This is a genomic window from Amycolatopsis nigrescens CSC17Ta-90 (assembly GCF_000384315.1).
GTDB classification, from domain to species: domain Bacteria; phylum Actinomycetota; class Actinomycetes; order Mycobacteriales; family Pseudonocardiaceae; genus Amycolatopsis; species Amycolatopsis nigrescens.
This window is the reverse complement of the sequence record NZ_ARVW01000001.1, coordinates 3,587,516-3,603,811: the sequence shown is the minus strand read 5'-3', so window position 1 is coordinate 3,603,811 and position 16,296 is coordinate 3,587,516. Positions and strand designations below refer to the sequence as shown.

Here is a 16,296-nt window from a genome sequence, read left to right as displayed (position 1 = left end):
GAGGAGAGACATGCCGAATTACGTCGCGTTCCTGCGCAGCACCGGGAAAGAGTTCGCCGAGCTGAGCCCGGACGAGGGCCAGCGCACGTTCGAGCGGTACATGGCCTGGAGCGAGGATCTCGCCAAAGCCGGCAACCCGGTCGGCGGTGGCGGGCTGTCCGCGAGCAAGGGCCGGACCCTGCGGAAGAACGGCGAAGAGCTGGACGTCACCGACGGGCCGTACACCGAGGCCTCCGAGGTCCTCGGTGGCTTCCTGGTGATCGAGGCGGCCGACCTGGACGAGGCCGAGAAGATCTTCGGCAGCCACCCGCACCTGGACTTCGGGTCGCTCGAGGTGCGCAAGGTCGGCGAACAGGGGTGCGAAGCCTGATGGGCGCGCCGGCCGGCGTGGTGGAGCATCTGTTCCGGCACAGTGCCGGGCGGATCACCGCCACGCTGGCCCGCGCACTCGGCCCGGCCCGGCTGGAGCTGGCCGAGGAGGCGGTGGCGGACGCGCTGGTGCAGGCGTTGCGCACCTGGCCGCAGGCCGGCGTGCCGGACAACCCCGGCGGCTGGCTGTTCCGCACCGCGCGCAACCGGGCGGTCGACCTGCTCCGGCGCGAGGACCTGGAACGGTCCAAGCTGCCGCTGCTGGCCGAACTGGGCGACGGCGGCGAACCGGACTCCGGTGACGACGAGCTGGCCATGATGCTGCTGTGCTGCCACCCGGAGCTGGTGCCGACGTCGCGGGTGGCGCTGACCCTGAAGACCGTCGGCGGGCTCGGGGTACGCGAAATCGCGGACGCGCTGCTGACCAAGCCGGCCACCGTGGCACAGCGGCTCGGCAGGGCGAAACGGTGGCTGCGGGAAAGCGGCCAGCCGATCGAGCTACCAGGCCCGGAGTTCGTCGAGTCCAGAGTGGACAGTGTACTTTCGGTGCTGTACCTGCTGTTCAACGAAGGTTACGACGCGACCGTGGGCGAGGCGCCGGTCCGCCGGGAGCTGTGCGGCGAGGCGATCCGGCTGGCAAGGCTGCTGCACCTGGACCCGCGCACGAGCACCCCGCGGGCACGGGCGCTGCTCGCGTTGCTGCTGCTGCAGGCCAGCAGGCTGCCGGCCAGGGTCAGCGAGTCCGGCGACCTCCTGCTGCTCGACGACCAGGACCGCGACCGCTGGGACCACGCGATGATCGCCGAGGGCACCCGGCTGTTCGACGCCGCCTGCACCGGGCCGGAGCTGTCCGCGTACCACGTGGAAGCCGCGATCGCGCTCTGCCACGTGCGGCCAGGTGAGACCGACTGGGCCGGGGTGCTGGCCTGTTACGACCAGCTGCTCGCCCTGCGGCCGTCCCCGGTGGCCAGGCTGAACCGGGCGATCGCGCTGGCCATGGTGCGCGGCCCGGCCGCCGGGATCACCGAGCTGGAACGGCTGGAAGGCGACCCGCGACTGGCCAGGCACCTGCCGCTGCCCGCCGCGCTGGGTGCGCTCTGGCTGCGGGCCGGCGACCGCGGGCGGGCAGCCGGCTACTACCGGCGCGCGCTCGAACTGCCCGCTTCCGACGCCCAGCTGCGCTTCCTCCGCCGACGCCTGGCCGAATGCACGTCGTGAGTGATTTGTGTTGTCCTGGCAACACAAATCACTCACGACAGTTGCTTGTGGCGGGTCTCGGGGACGACGAGCATGCCGACCACGGTCAGCGCCAGGCAGAGCATCAGCATCAGCACCACCGGGGTGGCGGAACCGGTGCTGCGCAGGAAGGCGGTGCCGATCAGCGGCGCGGCCGCACCGGAGAACATGGTCGCCGCCTGGTAGCCGATGGAGACCCCGGAGTACCTCAGCTCGGTGCTGAACAGCTCGGTGTAGAAGGCCGACTGCGCCCCGGTGAGCAGCCCGTGCAGCAGTAGCCCGGTGGCCACCGCGAGGAAGATGGCGGCCGATGCCTTGCCGCCGACCAGTGCGAAGAACACCGGCGTCCAGCCCGCGGCCAGCACCGCGGCGATGACCGCCACCGGGCGGCGGCCGAACCGGTCGGACAGCGCGCCGCCGGCCAGCATGCCGAGCACCTGCACCACCGAGCCCGCGGTCACCGCGCCGGTCGCCACTCCCTTCGGCACGCCGAGGTGCTGCGCGTAGACGAGCAGGAAGACGGTGAACACGTAGAAGGCGGCGTTCTCCCCGAGACGGGCCGCGAACGCGCTGAACAGCGGCCTCGGATGCTCGACGAAGACGCGCAGGAGCGGCGTCCGCACGGTGCGTTCCGCCTTCGCCGCCGCGGTGAACAGCGGGGACTCCTCCACCCGCAGCCGGATCCACAGCCCGATCCCGACGATCAGCAGCGACGCGATGAACGGCAGCCGCCAGCCCCACGAGCCGTACTGCGCGTCCGTGGTCAGCCAGGCGACCGTGGTGAGCGCGCCGTTGGCGAGCAGGTTGCCGAGCGGGCCGCCGGTCTGCGGCCATGCCGTCCAGAACCCGCGGCGCTTCGGCGGCCCGTGCTCGGCGACCAGCACCACCGCGCCGCCGAACTCGCCGCCGAGCGCGAAGCCCTGCGCCAGGCGCAGCACGGTGAGCAGGATCGGCGCGGCCACGCCGATCTCGGCGTACCCGGGCAGCACACCGATCAGCGCGGAAGCCACCCCCATCATCAGCAGGCTGATCACCAGCAGCCGTTTGCGGCCGAGCCGGTCGCCGAAATGCCCGAAGAGCACCCCGCCGATCGGCCTGGCCACGAACCCGACCGCGTAGGTGAGCAGTGCGGCGAGCACCCCGAGCAGTCCCTCGGAGCCGGGGAAGAACACCTGCGGGAAGATCGCGGTCGCCGCGCTGGCGTAGAGGAAGAAGTCGAAGAACTCCACGGTGGTGCCGACGACCCCGGCGCCGACCACCCGCCCGAACCCGGCTGACCTCGTCATCACGGTTGATCACCTTGTCCGGCGCGCGTCCGCCGCACAAGCCCCCGAAAGTTCGCGACCTGACCGTCGGAGAACTACCGTGCCGGGCGACGAGGGGAGTGCACCCATACGGCAAGGAGGAGCGAATGAGCGAAGTGGCACGCGAGCTTTACCGGCGCTGGCTGGACGAGCTGTGGAACGGCAGCCCGGACGCCGCCGAGCAGCTGGTGTCCGCGGACTTCGCCGGGCACTGGCCGGACCGGGAGGTGACCGGCCCGGCCGAGCTGGCCGCGCTGATCGCCGAAACCCAGGGCATGTTCACCGACCTCGAGTTCGAGCTGACGGTCGGCCCGATGGCCGACGGCGACCTGGTGGCCGGCCGCTGGATCGGCACCGGCACCACTCCGGACGGCGAACGGGCCCGGTTCCTCGGCAACGACATCCTGCGCGTGCGGGACGGCCGGTTCACCGAGTACTGGGTCGCTTCCGCTGAACTCCCCGCCTGACGACCTTAAGGCCACCTTAGGGGACTTGAACGCCCCTATGGTGGCCTTAAGGGACCTCGGGCCTGGAGCTAGTGGACGCCGATGGCGCGGAGGTCCTTGTCGTGCTCGTCGGTGTGGTAGTCGGTGCCCTCGGTCTCGTCGGTGCCGTTGGAGACCTTGAGCCGCCGCGCGACGACGGTGACCAGCACCGCCACCACCAGGTTGCCGATCAGCGCGATGAAGCCGGGGTAGATCTGCATCATCTCGCCGGGGAACGGGTGCCAGCCGAACAGCGACAGGTCCTTCAGCGGCAGCGCCGACCCGCCGAAGTGGGCCTTGCCGTTGGCCGGATTCGGGATGCCGTAGAGCATGATCACGCCCCAGCCGATGCCGACCACCCAGCCGGCGATCAGGCCCCAGCGGTGGAACCACCTGGTGTACAGCGAAAGCGCCACCGCGGGCAGGGTCTGCAGGATCAGCACTCCGCCGATCAGCTGCAGGTCGATGGAGAACTGCGGGTCGATGAACAGGATGAACGCCACCGCGCCGAACTTCACGATCAGCGAGGCCAGCTTGGCCTGCTTCGCCTCCTGGCCCGGCGTCGCGTCCCGCTTGAAGTACTCCTTGTAGATGTTGCGCGTCCACAGGTTCGCCGCGGCGATGGACATGATCGCCGCCGGCACCAGTGCGCCGATCCCGATCGCGGCGAAGGCGATACCGGCGAACCAGGCCGGGAACTGGGTGTCGAACAGCACCGGCACCACGGTGTTGGAGTCCGGGTTCCCGGTGGCCGCGTTGTTGATCGGCTTGACGCCCGCGCTGATCGCCACGTAGCCGAGCAGCGCGAGCAGGCCGAGCAGGAACGAGTACGCGGGCAGCGCGACCATGTTCCGCTTGATCACGCTGCGCCCGCGCGAGGCGAGCACGCTGGTCAGCGAGTGCGGGTAGAGGAACAGCGCGAGCGCCGAACCGAGGGCCAGCGTCAGGTACTGCAGCTGGTTGTTGCGGTTGAGCAGGGTGCCGTCGCTGGTCGACTTGGACTCGGCGAACTTCTTCTCCGCGGCGCCGAAGATCCCCTCCCAGCCGCCGAGCTTGCTCGGCAGGTAGAGCACCGCGACCAGGATCACCAGGTAGATCAGGATGTCCTTGACGAACGCGATCAGCGCGGGCGCGCGAAGGCCGGACTGGTAGGTGTACACGGCCAGGATGACGAACGCGACCAGCAGCGGCAGGTGCCCCACGATGCCGGAGCCGTTCAGGCCGAGGGTGCGCAGCACCGACTCCAGCCCGACCAGTTGCAGCGCGATGTAGGGCATGGTCGCGACGATCCCGGTGACCGCGATCAGCAGCGCCAGTGTCGGCGAGCCGAACCGGCCGCGCACGAAGTCGGCCGGGGTGACGTAGCCCCGCACCCTGGACACCGACCACATCCGCAGCGCCGGCATCAGCACGATCGGGTAGACCAGGATCGTGTACGGCAGCGCGTAGAAGCCGAGCGCGCCGGCCCCGAAGACCAGCGCCGGCACCGCGACGAAGGTGTACGCCGTGTAGAGGTCACCGCCGAGCAGGAACCAGGTGATCCAGGAGCCGAACTTGCGCCCGCCGAGGCCCCATTCGTCGAGGTGGTCCAGGGTCGACCCGGCCTTCCACTTCGACGCGACGAAGCCGAGCACGGTCACCAGCAGGAACAGCGCGCTGAAGATGATCAGCTCGGTCCACTGCAGCCCGGCTCCCGGCGCCTGCGCCAGCACCAACTCCGTCTTCACCGGGTCTCCCCTTCATCGAGCTCGTCGACCGGCAGCCGGTCGGGCTCCGGGTTGGTGCCGACCCGCCTGGTCAGCGCGTACACCAGGCCGACGCAGATCACCCCGACGACCACGAACGCCAGCTGGGACCAGTAGAAGAACGGCATGCCGAACAGTCGCGGCTCATGGAAGTTGAACAGCGGCGTGACCAGGATCAGCAGGGGAATGATCAGCAGCAGGTTCCACGGGCTGAACTGGAACCCGGTCACCTTCCCGCTGTGCTTGCCAGCCATGCGCCTCACCCAACACTTCCGTTCCCGCCGCCAATGCCGCGTTGACCCTAAGACCCCGGACGGGCGTAGTCACGCTTGTCCGATATCGATTTGATCAGCACCTGGGTACAGTCGGCGAATCGGGCGAGGGGGTGCGCTGTGCGGAAAGTCTGGGAACGCCGGATCGCGGCACTCGTATTCATGGTCGCCGGGATGCTCGGCCTGGTGTCCTGCGCCAGCGCGGTGCCCGGTACGGCGGTCGCCGGGGCACCGCCACCACCGCCACCCGCGCCGCCGAAGCCCAAGCCGACCGTGCTGCCGAAGGTCGGCGAATGCGTGCTGGACGACAACATCACCCCGCGCCAGTGCAGTGCGGCGCACACCGTGGAGATCACCGCAGTCACCGAGATCGGCCAGGCCGCCGGTGCGGGCTATCCGGAGCAGACCGCGCTGCTGAACGCCGAGATGCCGGACTGCTACGCCGCGCTAACCGGCTACCTCGGCAGCGGCGAGTTCGCGGTGACCAGCCTGGACGCCTGGATGGCCTGGCCGAACAAGCAGCAGTGGGCCGGTGGCGAGCGCTGGCAGCTCTGCGGGGTCTCCGAGATCAATGTGGACGGTAAGGGCACCTCGCGCACCGGCTCGCTGAGCGGCGTGCTGGCCGGCGACGGGATCTTCAACTACCAGATCTGCTCTTCGGTCAAGGCGCGCGACGCGGCGGTCCAGCGGGTGCCGTGCAACACCACGCATGTCGCGGAGACCGTGCCCGGCGTGCTGAAGCTGGGCGAGCCCGGCCAGCCGATGCCGTCGGCGGACGCGATCAACGCGCAGGGGGAGCCGCACTGCAAACCGAAGATCGACGACTATCTCGGTATCCGGGACGGGCGCAAGGACGTGTTCTACGCCTGGCGATGGCCGAGCGCGCAGCAGTACGCGAATGGCAACGTCTACCTGGTCTGCTATGCCGAACCGCAGACTCCGGTAACCCTTCCACTACGTAACGTGCGCGGTGGCCCGTTACCGAAATGAGCTCTCCCGAACGGCGAAACCGCTGGCCATACGACTAACGGCGGTTGCAAAGCCATTCCTGGTCCGGATATCAAGTAACGGCCGCGGGGCAAGTCAAAAGGAAAAAGGGGCAAAAATGCGAAAACTGCGCTATGCGGTGGTGATCCCGGCGATGGCGGGCACCCTGCTGGCGGGGTTCACACCGGCGTTCGCCGCCGAGGCGGGGGCACCGCCGCTGAACTCCACGAACATCCCGGACCGCTACGCGAGCCAGGCGTTGAACTGGCACACCTGCGGACCGGACGAACTGCCCAGCGCACCACCGCCCGGTGCCGAAGGCATCGAGTGCGCGACCTTCACCACCCCGCGCGACTGGTACCGGCCGGACGACCGGATCGACCTGACCATCGCGGTGAGCAGGCTCAAGGCAACCGGCGACAAGGCCACCGCCAGCGTGATCACCAACCCGGGCGGCCCCGGCGCGCCCGGCCGCAGCTTCCCGGCGCGGCTGCGCAACCAGGCCAAGCTGCGGGTGAACCAGGAGATCGTCGGCTTCGACCCGCGCGGCACCGGGAAGAGCACGAACATCACCTGCGGTGGCGCGATCGGCACCGGCAGCACGCTGGACCCGCGGGACCGCGACCGGAAGAACCTGAACCTGATCCTGGACGCCACCCGGTACGCGGCGAACTCCTGCCAGGTGAAGTCCGGTGAGCTCGGCCCGCTGATCAACACCGACCAGACGGTCAAGGACATCGACCTGCTGCGGGCTCTGCTCAAGCGGGACAAGATCAACTGGGTGGGCTACTCGGCGGGCACCTGGATGGGCGCGCACTACGCGCAGGCCTACCCGGACCGCACCGGCCGGTTCGTGCTGGACTCGGCCACCGAATTCACCACCACCTGGCAGAAGTCCTTCGACTGGCAGCCGCTCGGCTTCGAGCGCCGCTTCCGGCAGGACTTCCTGCCGTGGATGGCGAAGTACGACTCGGTGTACCACTTCGGCACCTCCGGTGAGGCGGCAAGGCAGACCTACGAGCAGGTCCGCTACGCGCTCACCAAGAACCCGGTGGTGATCGACGGCGCGCCGCTGTCCGCGAACGAGCTGGACTCCTACATCGCCGGCCAGCTCTACGCCAAGAGCCGCTTCGCGGCCACGGCCACCCGGCTGGTGAACGTCCGCACGCTGACCCAGGGCGACGCACCGGAGGCGCAGAAGGCCGCGGCGGCGCAGCAGGTCAAGGTGGACCGGCAGGCCGACTCCGAGGTCAACGGCCCGCAGCCGCTGATGGTGCCGACCGACTACGACGACGCCTACGACGCGAGCTTCTGGACCATCCCGTGCAACGAGGGACCGTGGACCGGGAACCGCAACACGGTGATCCGGCAGTCGCAGAAGCTGATCGACCAGCAGCTGCCGCTGCTCGGGGCGGGCTGGCTGATCCAGCCGTGCATCTTCTGGAAGAACCAGCCCGCACCGCTGCCGGTGCTCAACGGCCATGGCGTGCCGCCGGTGCTGATCGTGCAGGCGACGCACGACCCGGCCACCCCGATCGAAGGCGCGACGCGCGCACACCAGGCGTTCGCGAACTCGCGGATGCTGACCGTCACCGACGAGGGTGACCACGGCATCTACGCCGGTGGCAACACGGGTGTGGACAAGGTGGTGGAGGACTACCTCGTGGACGGCAAGGTGCCGGCCGACCAGAGCCTGCCCGGTCTGCCGTTGCCGGTACCACCCGGCGCGTAATCCGGCTAACGCTGTTTCGCGGCCCCGTCGAGCTTCGGCTCGGCGGGGCTTTCCGTTTTCCGCTGCTCCGGGATCTGCGACTCGGGCACGAAGGCGCCGGTGAGCACCAGGAACAACGCGGCACCAAGCGCGAGGACCAGCATCGCGGCTGCTGCGATCAACATGTTCGGACCTCCCCTGTGCTTGTGTCGCGGCCACTCGCTGTGGCCGCCGTCACTGAATAAGACGCACGAGGTCCGGGTTTGATGCAGGACGAAGGTTGCGTTCTGGTTGCGGTCCGTTACTCCACAACCTGTGCACAAGGTTGTCCACAGGTTGTGGGCAACCGGTGGGATTAGTATTGGTGGCATGGTGCGAGTGCCGCTGACCGAAGCCGAACGCGAACGCGGGGAGCGGCTGGGAGCCGTGCTCCGCACCGCCCGCGGCGCCCGCAGCATGGTCGACGTGGCCGCCGAGGCCGGGATCTCGGTGGAGACCCTGCGCAAGATCGAAACCGGCCGCATCCCCACCCCGGCGTTCTTCACCGTGGTCGCGGTCGCCGACGCGGTCGGCCTTTCCTTGGACACCCTGCGCGGCACCGTGGACCTCCGCTTCGCGCAGGCGGGTTAGCGCGCTTTCGCGGCGAAGCCGAGCACACTGCGCAGCAGGTCGATCAGCCCGCTGGTGGACACCTTGGGGTCGACGAGGCGCTGCATGGCCAGTCCGACCGCGAGGCTGATCAACCCGCCGGCCAGCACCTTTGGCGGCACCACCCCGTCCAGGCCGAGGTCGGCCAGCGGCTGCTCCAGGGTCCTGGCGACCAGCGCGACCACCTGCGCCTCGCGGTCCACCAGCGCCCGCACCAGCTGCGGATCCGCCCTGGCCTCCAGCGCGAACTCCAGCTCCAGCCTGGCCCAGCCGCTGTCCAGCGTGCGGTCGGCCCACTCCCGGATCGCGTCCAGCTTCTCGTCCAGGCCGGCCCGGTCCGCGAAGATCACCCCGGCCTCGCCGAGCTTCTCCTCCTGGATCCGGTCCAGCACGACCAGCGCCAGCGCGCTCTTGTTCTCGAAGTTCGAGTACACCGCACCGGTGGAGAAGCCGGCCACCTCGGCCACCTTGGCCAGCGACGTGGCGCTGTAGCCGTCGCGGAGGAACAGCTCGCGCGCGGTGTCCACCAGCAGCTCGCGGGTGCGCGCCTGGCTCTCGGCGCGGCTCAGTCGGGCCATGCCGCTGATGGTAGCTCGTTGACAATTCGTCGTTATCCGGATTACGTTGCTACTCAAATATTGATATTATCCAAGGAGTGACCGTGGCCCTGTCTCCGCTCTCCCTGGCCCGAACCGCGGCATGGCGCACCGCCCGGTCGCTGTTCACCATGCGCGGGCACTGCACCGACCAGGAGCTGGCGGCGGCGGTACGCGGCAAGACGGTGCTGCTCACCGGCGCGTCCTTCGGGATCGGCGAGGCCACCGCCCGGCGGCTCGGCGCCGCCGGCGCGACCGTGCTGCTGGTGGCGCGCAGCGACGACCGGCTACGTGAGGTGGCCGGCTCGATCACCGCGGCCGGCGGCGAGGCGCACGGCTACCCGGCCGACCTCACCGACGGCCCGGCGGTGCAGGCGCTGGTCGAGCAGGTGCTGGACAAGCACGGCCACGTGGACGTGCTGGTGAACAACGCGGGCCGGTCCATCCGGCGCTCCGTCGAGGACTCCTACGACCGGGCGCACGACTACGAGCGCACCATGGCGATCAACTACCTCGGGCCGGTCCGGCTCACCCTCGGCCTGCTGCCGTCGATGCGGGAACGGCGGTCCGGCCACGTGGTCTCGGTGGCCACGCACGGGGTCGCCCCCGGCATGCCGGCCGTCCCGCTGTGGGGCGCCTACCTGTCCTCCAAGGTCGCCTTCGACTGGTGGTTGCGCACCATGGCGCTGGAGGCCAAGGGCGACGGGGTGACCGCCACGAGTGTCTACATGGGACTCGTGCACACCAGGATGAGCGCGCCGTCACCGAGCGTCCGGCAGATCCCCGGCATCTCCCCTGCCACCGCGGCCGGGGTGCTCTGCGACGCGATCGTGCGGCGGCCGAAGTCGATGGAACCGCTTTGGACCAAGGCCACCTCGGCGGCCACCACGATGCTCTCCGGGCCGATCGATTTGGCGCTGAGCAAAGCGTTCCAGCGAGGTCGTGCCATCTAGCGCCGGTTAACGCAGCAGCCCGACGATCCGCGAGAACGGCTCCAGGTTGTCCTCCAGCACGGTGAAGTAGCTGAACCCGAACCGCTCCCGCAGCTCGTGCAGCCGATCCGCGGCGTGCCGCTCGTCGCCGATCAGCACGCTGGGGGTCCGGTCGAGCAACTCCTCGGTCATTCCGGGCGCGAACTGCCGCAGCTTCTCCAGCGAGCCGGCTCGGTCGCCGGTGAGGTCCAGGAACGGGAGCAGCAGGTTCAGCTCCGCGTCCCGGCCGTGCAAGCGGTCGCGGACGAACTCGACCCGCTCGAGCATGCCGTCGTCGTCCTCAAAGGACGGTGCGGCACCCTTGGCGACCGGCCGTCCGCCCGCGAAACCGATGATGTCGGCGTACCGCGCGGCCAGGGTGAGCAGCCGGTCCCCGCCACCGGCGATCATCAGCGGCGGGCCGGGCTGCTGCACCGGGCGCGGCTTGTGCTCCGGATCGGCGTAAAGCCGCTGGAGCTCGGTGATGGTCCGCTCCAGGTGGTCGATCCGCAGCCCCGGGCGTTCGAAGGGGATGCCGGCGGCCTCGAACTCGGCCTGCACGTAACCGGCGCCGAGGCCGAGTTCGAGCCTGCCGTCGGTGAACTGGTCGGTGCCGGTGGCCTCACGGGCCAGCAGGGTCGGGTTGTAGAAGGGCGCGTTGAGCACGTAGGTGTTCAGCCGAGCCCGCTCGGTCGCCTCGGCCGCGAGCACCAGCGACGGGAAGGGCGGCGGCATGCCGAGATGGTCGGCGACCCCGATCACCTGGTAGCCGAGCTCCTCGGCCTTGCGGCACTTCTCCACCCACTCCTTGCGCGAAGCCGGCACGTGCATGTTGACCGCGAAGCGAAACGGCCTGCTCTTGCTCATAACCCCACCCTGCCCTTTCCCCTCCACCCCCGCACTCCATTAACGCAGCGAAGGCCACCTTGCCTGCGTTGAACGCAGGCAAGGTGGCCTTCACTGCATATAGGGCTGGGTCAGGCGAGGCGTTGGGCGAGCTGGTCGAGTTCGTCGCGGAGACCGGCCGGGACGCGGTCACCGATCTTCTCGAACCACTCCTCGATCAGCGGGAGCTCCTCGCGCCATTCCGCTGGGTCCACGGCGAGCGCGGCCTGGATGTCCTCGATCGGCTCGGTGAGGCCCTCGGTGTCCAGGTCCGCCGCGGTGGGCACGAACCCGACCGGGGTCTCCACCGCGTTGCCGCGGCCCTCGACCCGGTCGATGATCCACTTCAGCACCCGCGAGTTCTCACCGAATCCCGGCCACAGGAAGCGCTTGTCGTCGCCACGGCGGAACCAGTTCACGTAGAAGATCTTCGGCAGCTTCGCCGCGTCGGCGTTCTTGCCGAGGTCCAGCCAGTGCTTGAAGTAGTCACCGGCGTGGTAGCCGAGGAACGGCAGCATGGCCATCGGGTCGCGGCGCACCTCGCCGACCGTGCCGGCCGCGGCCGCGGTCTTCTCCGAGGACATGGTGGCGCCCATGAACACGCCGTGCTGCCAGTCGCGGGCCTCGTTCACCAGCGGCACGGTGGTCTTGCGGCGGCCGCCGAACAGGATCGCCGAGATCGGCACACCCTTGGGGTCGTCCCACTCCGGCGCCAGGATCGGGCACTGCGACATCGGCGTGCAGTAGCGCGAGTTCGGGTGCGCCGCCTTCTCCTCGGAGTCGGGGGTCCAGTCCTGCTTCTTCCACGAAGTCGCGTGCGAAGGCGTGTTCTCCATGCCCTCCCACCAGATGTCCCCGTCGTCGGTCAGCGCGACGTTGGTGAACACGGTGTTGCCCTTTTCGATGGTGCGCATCGCGTTCGGGTTGGTGTGCCAGTCGGTGCCCGGCGCCACGCCGAAGAACCCGAACTCCGGGTTCACCGCGTACAGCCTGCCGTCGTCGCCGAAGCGCATCCACGCGATGTCGTCGCCGAGGGTCTCCGCGCGCCAGCCGGGAATGGTCGGCTGCAGCATGGCGAGGTTCGTCTTGCCGCAGGCGGACGGGAAGGCCGCCGCGACGTAGTGCACCTCGTTCTCCGGCGAGATCAGCTTCAGGATCAGCATGTGCTCGGCGAGCCAGCCCTCGTCCCGCGCGATCACCGAACCGATGCGCAGCGAGTAGCACTTCTTGCCGAGCAGCGAGTTGCCGCCGTAGCCGGAGCCGTAGCTCCAGATGGTGCGGCTCTCCGGGAAGTGGGTGATGTACTTGGTGGTGTTGCACGGCCACGGCACGTCCTGCTGGCCCTCGTCCAGCGGCGCGCCGACCGAGTGCAGCGCGGGCACGAACTCGCGCTCGGTGCCGTCCTCGGTGACGAACTTGTCCAGCGCCTTCTTGCCGGCGCGGGTCATCACGTTCATCGAGGCGACCACGTAGGCGAAGTCGGTGATCTCGATGCCCAGCTTCGGGTTCTCGTCGCCGAGCGGGCCCATGCAGAACGGGATGACGTACATCGTGCGACCGCGCATGCAGCCCCGGTAGAGCTCGGTCATGGTCGCCTTCATCTCGACCGGGTCCCGCCAGTGGTTGGTCGGCCCGGCGTCCTGCTCGTTCTCCGAGCAGATGAAGGTGCGCTCCTCGACCCTCGCCACGTCATCGGGGTCCGAGGCGGCCCAGTAGGAGTTCGGCTTCGACTTCAGCGGCACGAACGTGCCTGCTTCGACGAGTTCGGCGTTGATGCGCGCGGCTTCTTCGTCGGAGCCGTCCACCCACACCACTCGGTCCGGGGTGGTCAGCTCAGCGACCTCCCGGACCCAGGACAACACACCACTGTGCGACGTGGGTGCCTTGTCCAGCCCGGGGATGGCTACTGCAGTCATCTCTTCTCCTGAACTCCGACGAGAAGAAGCCCACACCGAACGACTACGTCCGAAGCGGGCTCCATCGCCGGCGACCGAATGGCTTCGCACACCGGCGGGAACCGGTGTGCAGGTTTTTGGGATTCCCCGAGCGTAGCGGGGTGGCCAGCAGGTAACCGAGGGCTGTCCTGTCGGTTCTCTCACAGGAACGATCAGGGAATCGATTCAGATCCGCCTGAATCGCGCCAGAACGAAAGACTTTCCTCCCCGTTCGGAGCAGCGGTTTTGACCTTGGTCACCCCATCGGTGCAGCCAGCGCCGAATGCTTAGCCTGAACAACTAGGGCGGATTGCCGGAAAAGGGGCGTTCACCTGCGGTTCAGCGCCGTCCGGCAGCGCAAAAAGCCCGGCACCGAAGTGCCGGGCTTTGGGTCGCCGATGAGCCGCTAGTTCTGGCTGATCCACTGCCCGGTGGCGGAGTCGATCTTGGCGACGCCCTCCACGGTGTCCTGGCTGGACCAGCCCCACACCTGGTCGCTGCTCGGCGCCGGCGCGACCCCGCTCGACGGCGGCATCTCGGTCCACTCGCCGTCGCCGGTGTGGCTGTAGGTGGTGGAGTTGCCGCTCGGGTCGACGATGGTCTGCACGTCGGCCTTGCCGTCGCCGTCCACGTCGGTGAACATCCGGGTGTTGCCCTGGTCGTCCTGCACCACGGCGGTGTCGTTGCGGCCGTCGTGGTCCGAGTCGACGGTGGCCGGGCCGACGTTGACGTCGCCCTCCTGCATGTCGGCGGTCATGCCGCCGTCGCCGCTGGTGTCCGTGCTGTCGCCCGGCGCGCCAGGCCCTTCCGGATCGGTGGCCACCCACTGGCCGCTGGCCTCGTCGAACCGGGCGCTCTCCAGCACGTTGCCCTGCGCGTCCACGTGCAGGTACTGGTCCGCGCGGCCGTCGTGGTCGGTGTCGGAGTAGCCGACCACCGTGCCGTCCTCGTGCTCGATCCGGGCGGTCTCGTCGGTGCCGTCCTGGTCGAGGTCGAAGTTGACCTCGGCGGAGTACTCCTGACCCTCCACGCTGATCGCCATCTGGTCCGAGGCGCCGGTGGTGTCGGTTGTGTCGGCACTACCGCTTTCGTCGACCCACACAGGAGACTCCCCATCTCGTCACCGGCCGTGGCCGGGGTCCATCTTGTCGAAACCAGTCGAAACCTCTGACTCACCGTATGCCGGTTCGGTTCCGCCGCACAACCGGGCACGTCCAGGCAATCTTCGACGCTCAGCGCTGGTCGCGCAGCGTCCGCATCTTGGCGAGGAAGGCCTCCGCCCGATCGCGACCCTCGGTGACGTCCTTGAGCCGCCGGGTCACCGCGGCCAGCTGCCTGGCCCGCTCCTGATCGCCCATTTTTATCGTCTTGTCGACATCTTTCAGTTCGGCTTCGATCGCTTCGATCCGCCTGCCGAGCGCTTCGTCGAGCGCCAGCGAAAGCTGCTGCTCCGCCTCGATCAGCTGCTCGGCGACCAGCTGGTCCAGGGTGGACCTGGCATCCGCGATCGACTCCACCAGCCACTGCTTCAGGTGCTGCTTGTCCGCGGCGTGCCGCCGGGTCCGCGCCATCCACCAGCCGGCACCGAGGCCGATCACGATGGTGGCGGGCAGGATGATCGGGCTGACCAGCACGCCGACCAGCGGCGCTGCCACCAGCTTGCCGGCCCCGACCCCGCCCGAGACGCCCATGAACACCAGCAGCTTGTCCTCGGCGGTGGGCGGGCGCTTCTCCGGCGGGCGCAGCACCACCGCCGGCCCGCCCGCCCTGGCGAACTGGGCGCGGATCACGTCCAGCTCCTCCGCCGAGAACAGCTCGGACAGCGCCACGTCGGTCACCCGGTTGAGCCGCTCGGACAACGCGCCGGAAGCCCGCTGCGAAATGGTCTGCAGCGCCAGGTCCACTTGCCGGGGCAGGTCCTGCAGCTGTTCCCGTTTGGCGGCGTCGATCTGGGAGCGGAACCATGCCTGCGCGTCCCGCATCTGCCTGGCGCCCTCGTGCCCGATCTCCACCCTGGTCCGCTGGATCTCGCCGCGCAGCTTCACCTGCCAGCCACGGGTGGAGGACCTGCGCTCGACGGCGAGGGCGTCCCGGCGCTCGCGCAGCGACTCGGCCTCCGCCTCACCGGAGGACAACGCGCGGCGTTCCGCCTGCAGCCTGGCGTGCTGCTCGCCGAGCGCGCTGGACAGGGCCCGCAGCGTGTTCGCCTCACCGAGCATCGCGGACTTGCCGACCAGCTCCTCCTGCAACGCGGCCTGCAGCTCGGCGACCCCGGATCGTTCCCGCAGCATGGCGGCGGCCTGCTCGTTCGGCGCCTTGGCCGCCATCTCGAACATCCGCGCGGACACCGGGTGGAACACCGCGCCGGTGAACCGCGGCGCGTGCTCGGCCAGCAGCCGCCGGTCCGCCTCCAGCACCTCGCGCCAGCCGCGGAACTGGTCGACCTTGGACAGCGCGAACAGCACGGTCTCCACCCGCTCGCCCATGGTGCGCAGGAACTGCAGCTCACCGGCGGTGAACGGGGCCGAGGCGTCCACCACGAACAGCAGCGCGGTGGCGCTGGCGGCCGCCTCCATGGCCAGCTCGCCGTGCATCGCGTCCAGCCCGCCGACGCCGGGCGTGTCCACCACGGTCACCCGCTCCAGCAGCGGCACCGGCCCGGCGACCTCGACGTAACGGGGCGGGAGCTGGCCTTCGGGCAGCTCGTGCGCGGCGGACACCCAGCGGATCAGCTCGTCCAGCCGGACCGGGACCGGGGCCAGCTGCCCCGGGTAGCAGGCCTGCGCGGCCCACTGCTCGGCATGCTCGAACACCAGGTAGGTGGCGGTGGAAACGTCCGCGTCCACCGGCGACAGGCCCGGGGTCGCGAGCAGCGCGTTGACCAGCGAGCTCTTGCCGCGGTTGGTCTCGCCGACCACCACCACGGACGGTTTCCGCGGCCTGGCGCGGCGGATCTCCTCGACCCAGCTCGCCGCCTTCGGGTCGGTTTCGCGCAGCAGGGTGAACAGCGCCTCACGGGCCTGCTTCACCTGTGCGGGCAGGTTCAGGGTGGCGGGTGCGGTCACGGCGCTGAGCCTAACGGCTACCGCTCGCCCGCAGGTTTCCCCAGATCAGACGTCGTGAGTGGAAAGTGTTGTCCGGACAACGTTTTCC

Annotated in this window: 16 protein-coding genes; 7 read left to right on the top strand and 9 right to left on the bottom strand. The window is 69.4% G+C overall.

The features are described 5' to 3' along the window. Window positions 1–10: 10 nt before the first annotated feature. Both AMYNI_RS0116815 and AMYNI_RS0116810 read left to right on the top strand, forming a co-directional pair. Window positions 11–370, top strand: coding sequence for a YciI family protein (locus AMYNI_RS0116815; protein WP_020669189.1), 360 nt, complete (start codon window positions 11–13; stop codon window positions 368–370). Then, window positions 358–1,587 (top strand): RNA polymerase sigma factor, encoded by a 1,230-nt coding sequence (locus AMYNI_RS0116810; RefSeq protein WP_245573937.1) that lies wholly within the window; start codon window positions 358–360, stop codon window positions 1,585–1,587. Before AMYNI_RS0116815 ends, AMYNI_RS0116810 begins: the two co-directional genes overlap by 13 nt. A gap of 32 nt (window positions 1,588–1,619) precedes the next feature. Here the strand turns inward: AMYNI_RS0116810 and AMYNI_RS0116805 are convergent, their stop codons facing one another. After that, window positions 1,620–2,891 carry an MFS transporter gene (locus tag AMYNI_RS0116805; protein WP_020669187.1) on the bottom strand — a complete coding sequence of 424 codons (1,272 nt, stop codon included), beginning with the start codon at window positions 2,889–2,891 and terminating at the stop codon, window positions 1,620–1,622. Window positions 2,892–3,016: 125 nt separating this feature from the next. On the opposite strand from AMYNI_RS0116805, the gene AMYNI_RS0116800 reads away from it, so the two are divergent. Further along, a complete protein-coding gene (locus tag AMYNI_RS0116800) occupies window positions 3,017–3,376 on the top strand; it encodes an ester cyclase (protein WP_020669186.1) in 360 nt (119 codons plus the stop codon). Window positions 3,377–3,444: 68 nt separating this feature from the next. Here AMYNI_RS0116800 and mctP read toward each other — a convergent pair whose 3' ends face one another. Both mctP and AMYNI_RS0116790 read right to left on the bottom strand, forming a co-directional pair. Beyond that, window positions 3,445–5,121 (bottom strand): monocarboxylate uptake permease MctP, encoded by a 1,677-nt coding sequence (mctP, locus tag AMYNI_RS0116795; protein ID WP_020669185.1) that lies wholly within the window; start codon window positions 5,119–5,121, stop codon window positions 3,445–3,447. Then, window positions 5,118–5,393 (bottom strand): DUF3311 domain-containing protein, encoded by a 276-nt coding sequence (locus AMYNI_RS0116790; RefSeq protein WP_020669184.1) that lies wholly within the window; start codon window positions 5,391–5,393, stop codon window positions 5,118–5,120. Before AMYNI_RS0116790 ends, mctP begins: the two co-directional genes overlap by 4 nt. A gap of 138 nt (window positions 5,394–5,531) precedes the next feature. Here AMYNI_RS0116790 and AMYNI_RS44705 point away from each other — a divergent pair, with 138 nt between their 5' ends. Then, the gene (locus AMYNI_RS44705; RefSeq protein ID WP_157357377.1) at window positions 5,532–6,401 is read left to right on the top strand and encodes a septum formation family protein; all 870 of its coding nucleotides are present in this window, start codon (window positions 5,532–5,534) and stop codon (window positions 6,399–6,401) included. A 115-nt stretch (window positions 6,402–6,516) separates the two neighbouring features. Further along, window positions 6,517–8,130 (top strand): alpha/beta hydrolase, encoded by a 1,614-nt coding sequence (locus AMYNI_RS0116780; protein ID WP_020669182.1) that lies wholly within the window; start codon window positions 6,517–6,519, stop codon window positions 8,128–8,130. A gap of 5 nt (window positions 8,131–8,135) precedes the next feature. On the opposite strand, the gene AMYNI_RS49060 is transcribed toward AMYNI_RS0116780, so the two are convergent. Beyond that, the gene (locus AMYNI_RS49060) at window positions 8,136–8,294 is read right to left on the bottom strand and encodes a hypothetical protein (RefSeq protein ID WP_020669181.1); all 159 of its coding nucleotides are present in this window, start codon (window positions 8,292–8,294) and stop codon (window positions 8,136–8,138) included. Window positions 8,295–8,478: 184 nt separating this feature from the next. Here AMYNI_RS49060 and AMYNI_RS0116770 point away from each other — a divergent pair, with 184 nt between their 5' ends. After that, entirely contained in the window at window positions 8,479–8,739 is a 261-nt protein-coding gene (locus AMYNI_RS0116770) for a helix-turn-helix domain-containing protein (protein WP_020669180.1), read from the top strand. On the opposite strand, the gene AMYNI_RS0116765 is transcribed toward AMYNI_RS0116770, so the two are convergent. After that, window positions 8,736–9,335: a TetR/AcrR family transcriptional regulator gene (locus AMYNI_RS0116765; RefSeq protein ID WP_020669179.1), complete on the bottom strand. Its 600-nt coding sequence runs from the start codon at window positions 9,333–9,335 to the stop codon at window positions 8,736–8,738. The genes AMYNI_RS0116770 and AMYNI_RS0116765 overlap by 4 nt on opposite strands. 83 nt (window positions 9,336–9,418) lie before the next feature. Here AMYNI_RS0116765 and AMYNI_RS0116760 point away from each other — a divergent pair, with 83 nt between their 5' ends. Further along, window positions 9,419–10,306 (top strand): SDR family NAD(P)-dependent oxidoreductase, encoded by an 888-nt coding sequence (locus AMYNI_RS0116760; protein WP_020669178.1) that lies wholly within the window; start codon window positions 9,419–9,421, stop codon window positions 10,304–10,306. Window positions 10,307–10,312: 6 nt separating this feature from the next. On the opposite strand, the gene AMYNI_RS0116755 is transcribed toward AMYNI_RS0116760, so the two are convergent. The 4 genes from AMYNI_RS0116755 to AMYNI_RS0116740 form a co-directional block, all read right to left on the bottom strand. Next, window positions 10,313–11,191 carry a TIGR03621 family F420-dependent LLM class oxidoreductase gene (locus tag AMYNI_RS0116755; RefSeq protein WP_020669177.1) on the bottom strand — a complete coding sequence of 293 codons (879 nt, stop codon included), beginning with the start codon at window positions 11,189–11,191 and terminating at the stop codon, window positions 10,313–10,315. A 110-nt stretch (window positions 11,192–11,301) separates the two neighbouring features. After that, on the bottom strand, window positions 11,302–13,125 hold the full coding sequence (locus AMYNI_RS0116750) for a phosphoenolpyruvate carboxykinase (GTP) (RefSeq protein WP_026360553.1): 1,824 nt from the start codon (window positions 13,123–13,125) through the stop codon (window positions 11,302–11,304). A gap of 424 nt (window positions 13,126–13,549) precedes the next feature. Then, a complete protein-coding gene (locus tag AMYNI_RS0116745; RefSeq protein ID WP_020669175.1) occupies window positions 13,550–14,245 on the bottom strand; it encodes a hypothetical protein in 696 nt (231 codons plus the stop codon). A 130-nt stretch (window positions 14,246–14,375) separates the two neighbouring features. Beyond that, entirely contained in the window at window positions 14,376–16,208 is a 1,833-nt protein-coding gene (locus AMYNI_RS0116740; protein ID WP_020669174.1) for a dynamin family protein, read from the bottom strand. Between the last annotated feature and the right edge of the window lie 88 nt (window positions 16,209–16,296).

What these genes read in the sequence shown, in the direction of transcription:
- AMYNI_RS0116805 (WP_020669187.1), bottom strand. Translation starts at nt 2,891, where the DNA reads ATGACGAGGTCAGCCGGGTTCGGGCGGGTGGTCGGCGCCGGGGTCGTC.
- AMYNI_RS0116770 (WP_020669180.1), top strand. Translation starts at nt 8,479, where the DNA reads ATGGTGCGAGTGCCGCTGACCGAAGCCGAACGCGAACGCGGGGAGCGG.
- AMYNI_RS0116750 (WP_026360553.1), bottom strand. Translation starts at nt 13,125, where the DNA reads ATGACTGCAGTAGCCATCCCCGGGCTGGACAAGGCACCCACGTCGCAC.
- AMYNI_RS0116765 (WP_020669179.1), bottom strand. Translation starts at nt 9,335, where the DNA reads ATGGCCCGACTGAGCCGCGCCGAGAGCCAGGCGCGCACCCGCGAGCTG.
- AMYNI_RS0116755 (WP_020669177.1), bottom strand. Translation starts at nt 11,191, where the DNA reads ATGAGCAAGAGCAGGCCGTTTCGCTTCGCGGTCAACATGCACGTGCCG.
- AMYNI_RS0116815 (WP_020669189.1), top strand. Translation starts at nt 11, where the DNA reads ATGCCGAATTACGTCGCGTTCCTGCGCAGCACCGGGAAAGAGTTCGCC.
- AMYNI_RS0116800 (WP_020669186.1), top strand. Translation starts at nt 3,017, where the DNA reads ATGAGCGAAGTGGCACGCGAGCTTTACCGGCGCTGGCTGGACGAGCTG.
- AMYNI_RS0116780 (WP_020669182.1), top strand. Translation starts at nt 6,517, where the DNA reads ATGCGAAAACTGCGCTATGCGGTGGTGATCCCGGCGATGGCGGGCACC.
- AMYNI_RS49060 (WP_020669181.1), bottom strand. Translation starts at nt 8,294, where the DNA reads ATGTTGATCGCAGCAGCCGCGATGCTGGTCCTCGCGCTTGGTGCCGCG.
- AMYNI_RS0116790 (WP_020669184.1), bottom strand. Translation starts at nt 5,393, where the DNA reads ATGGCTGGCAAGCACAGCGGGAAGGTGACCGGGTTCCAGTTCAGCCCG.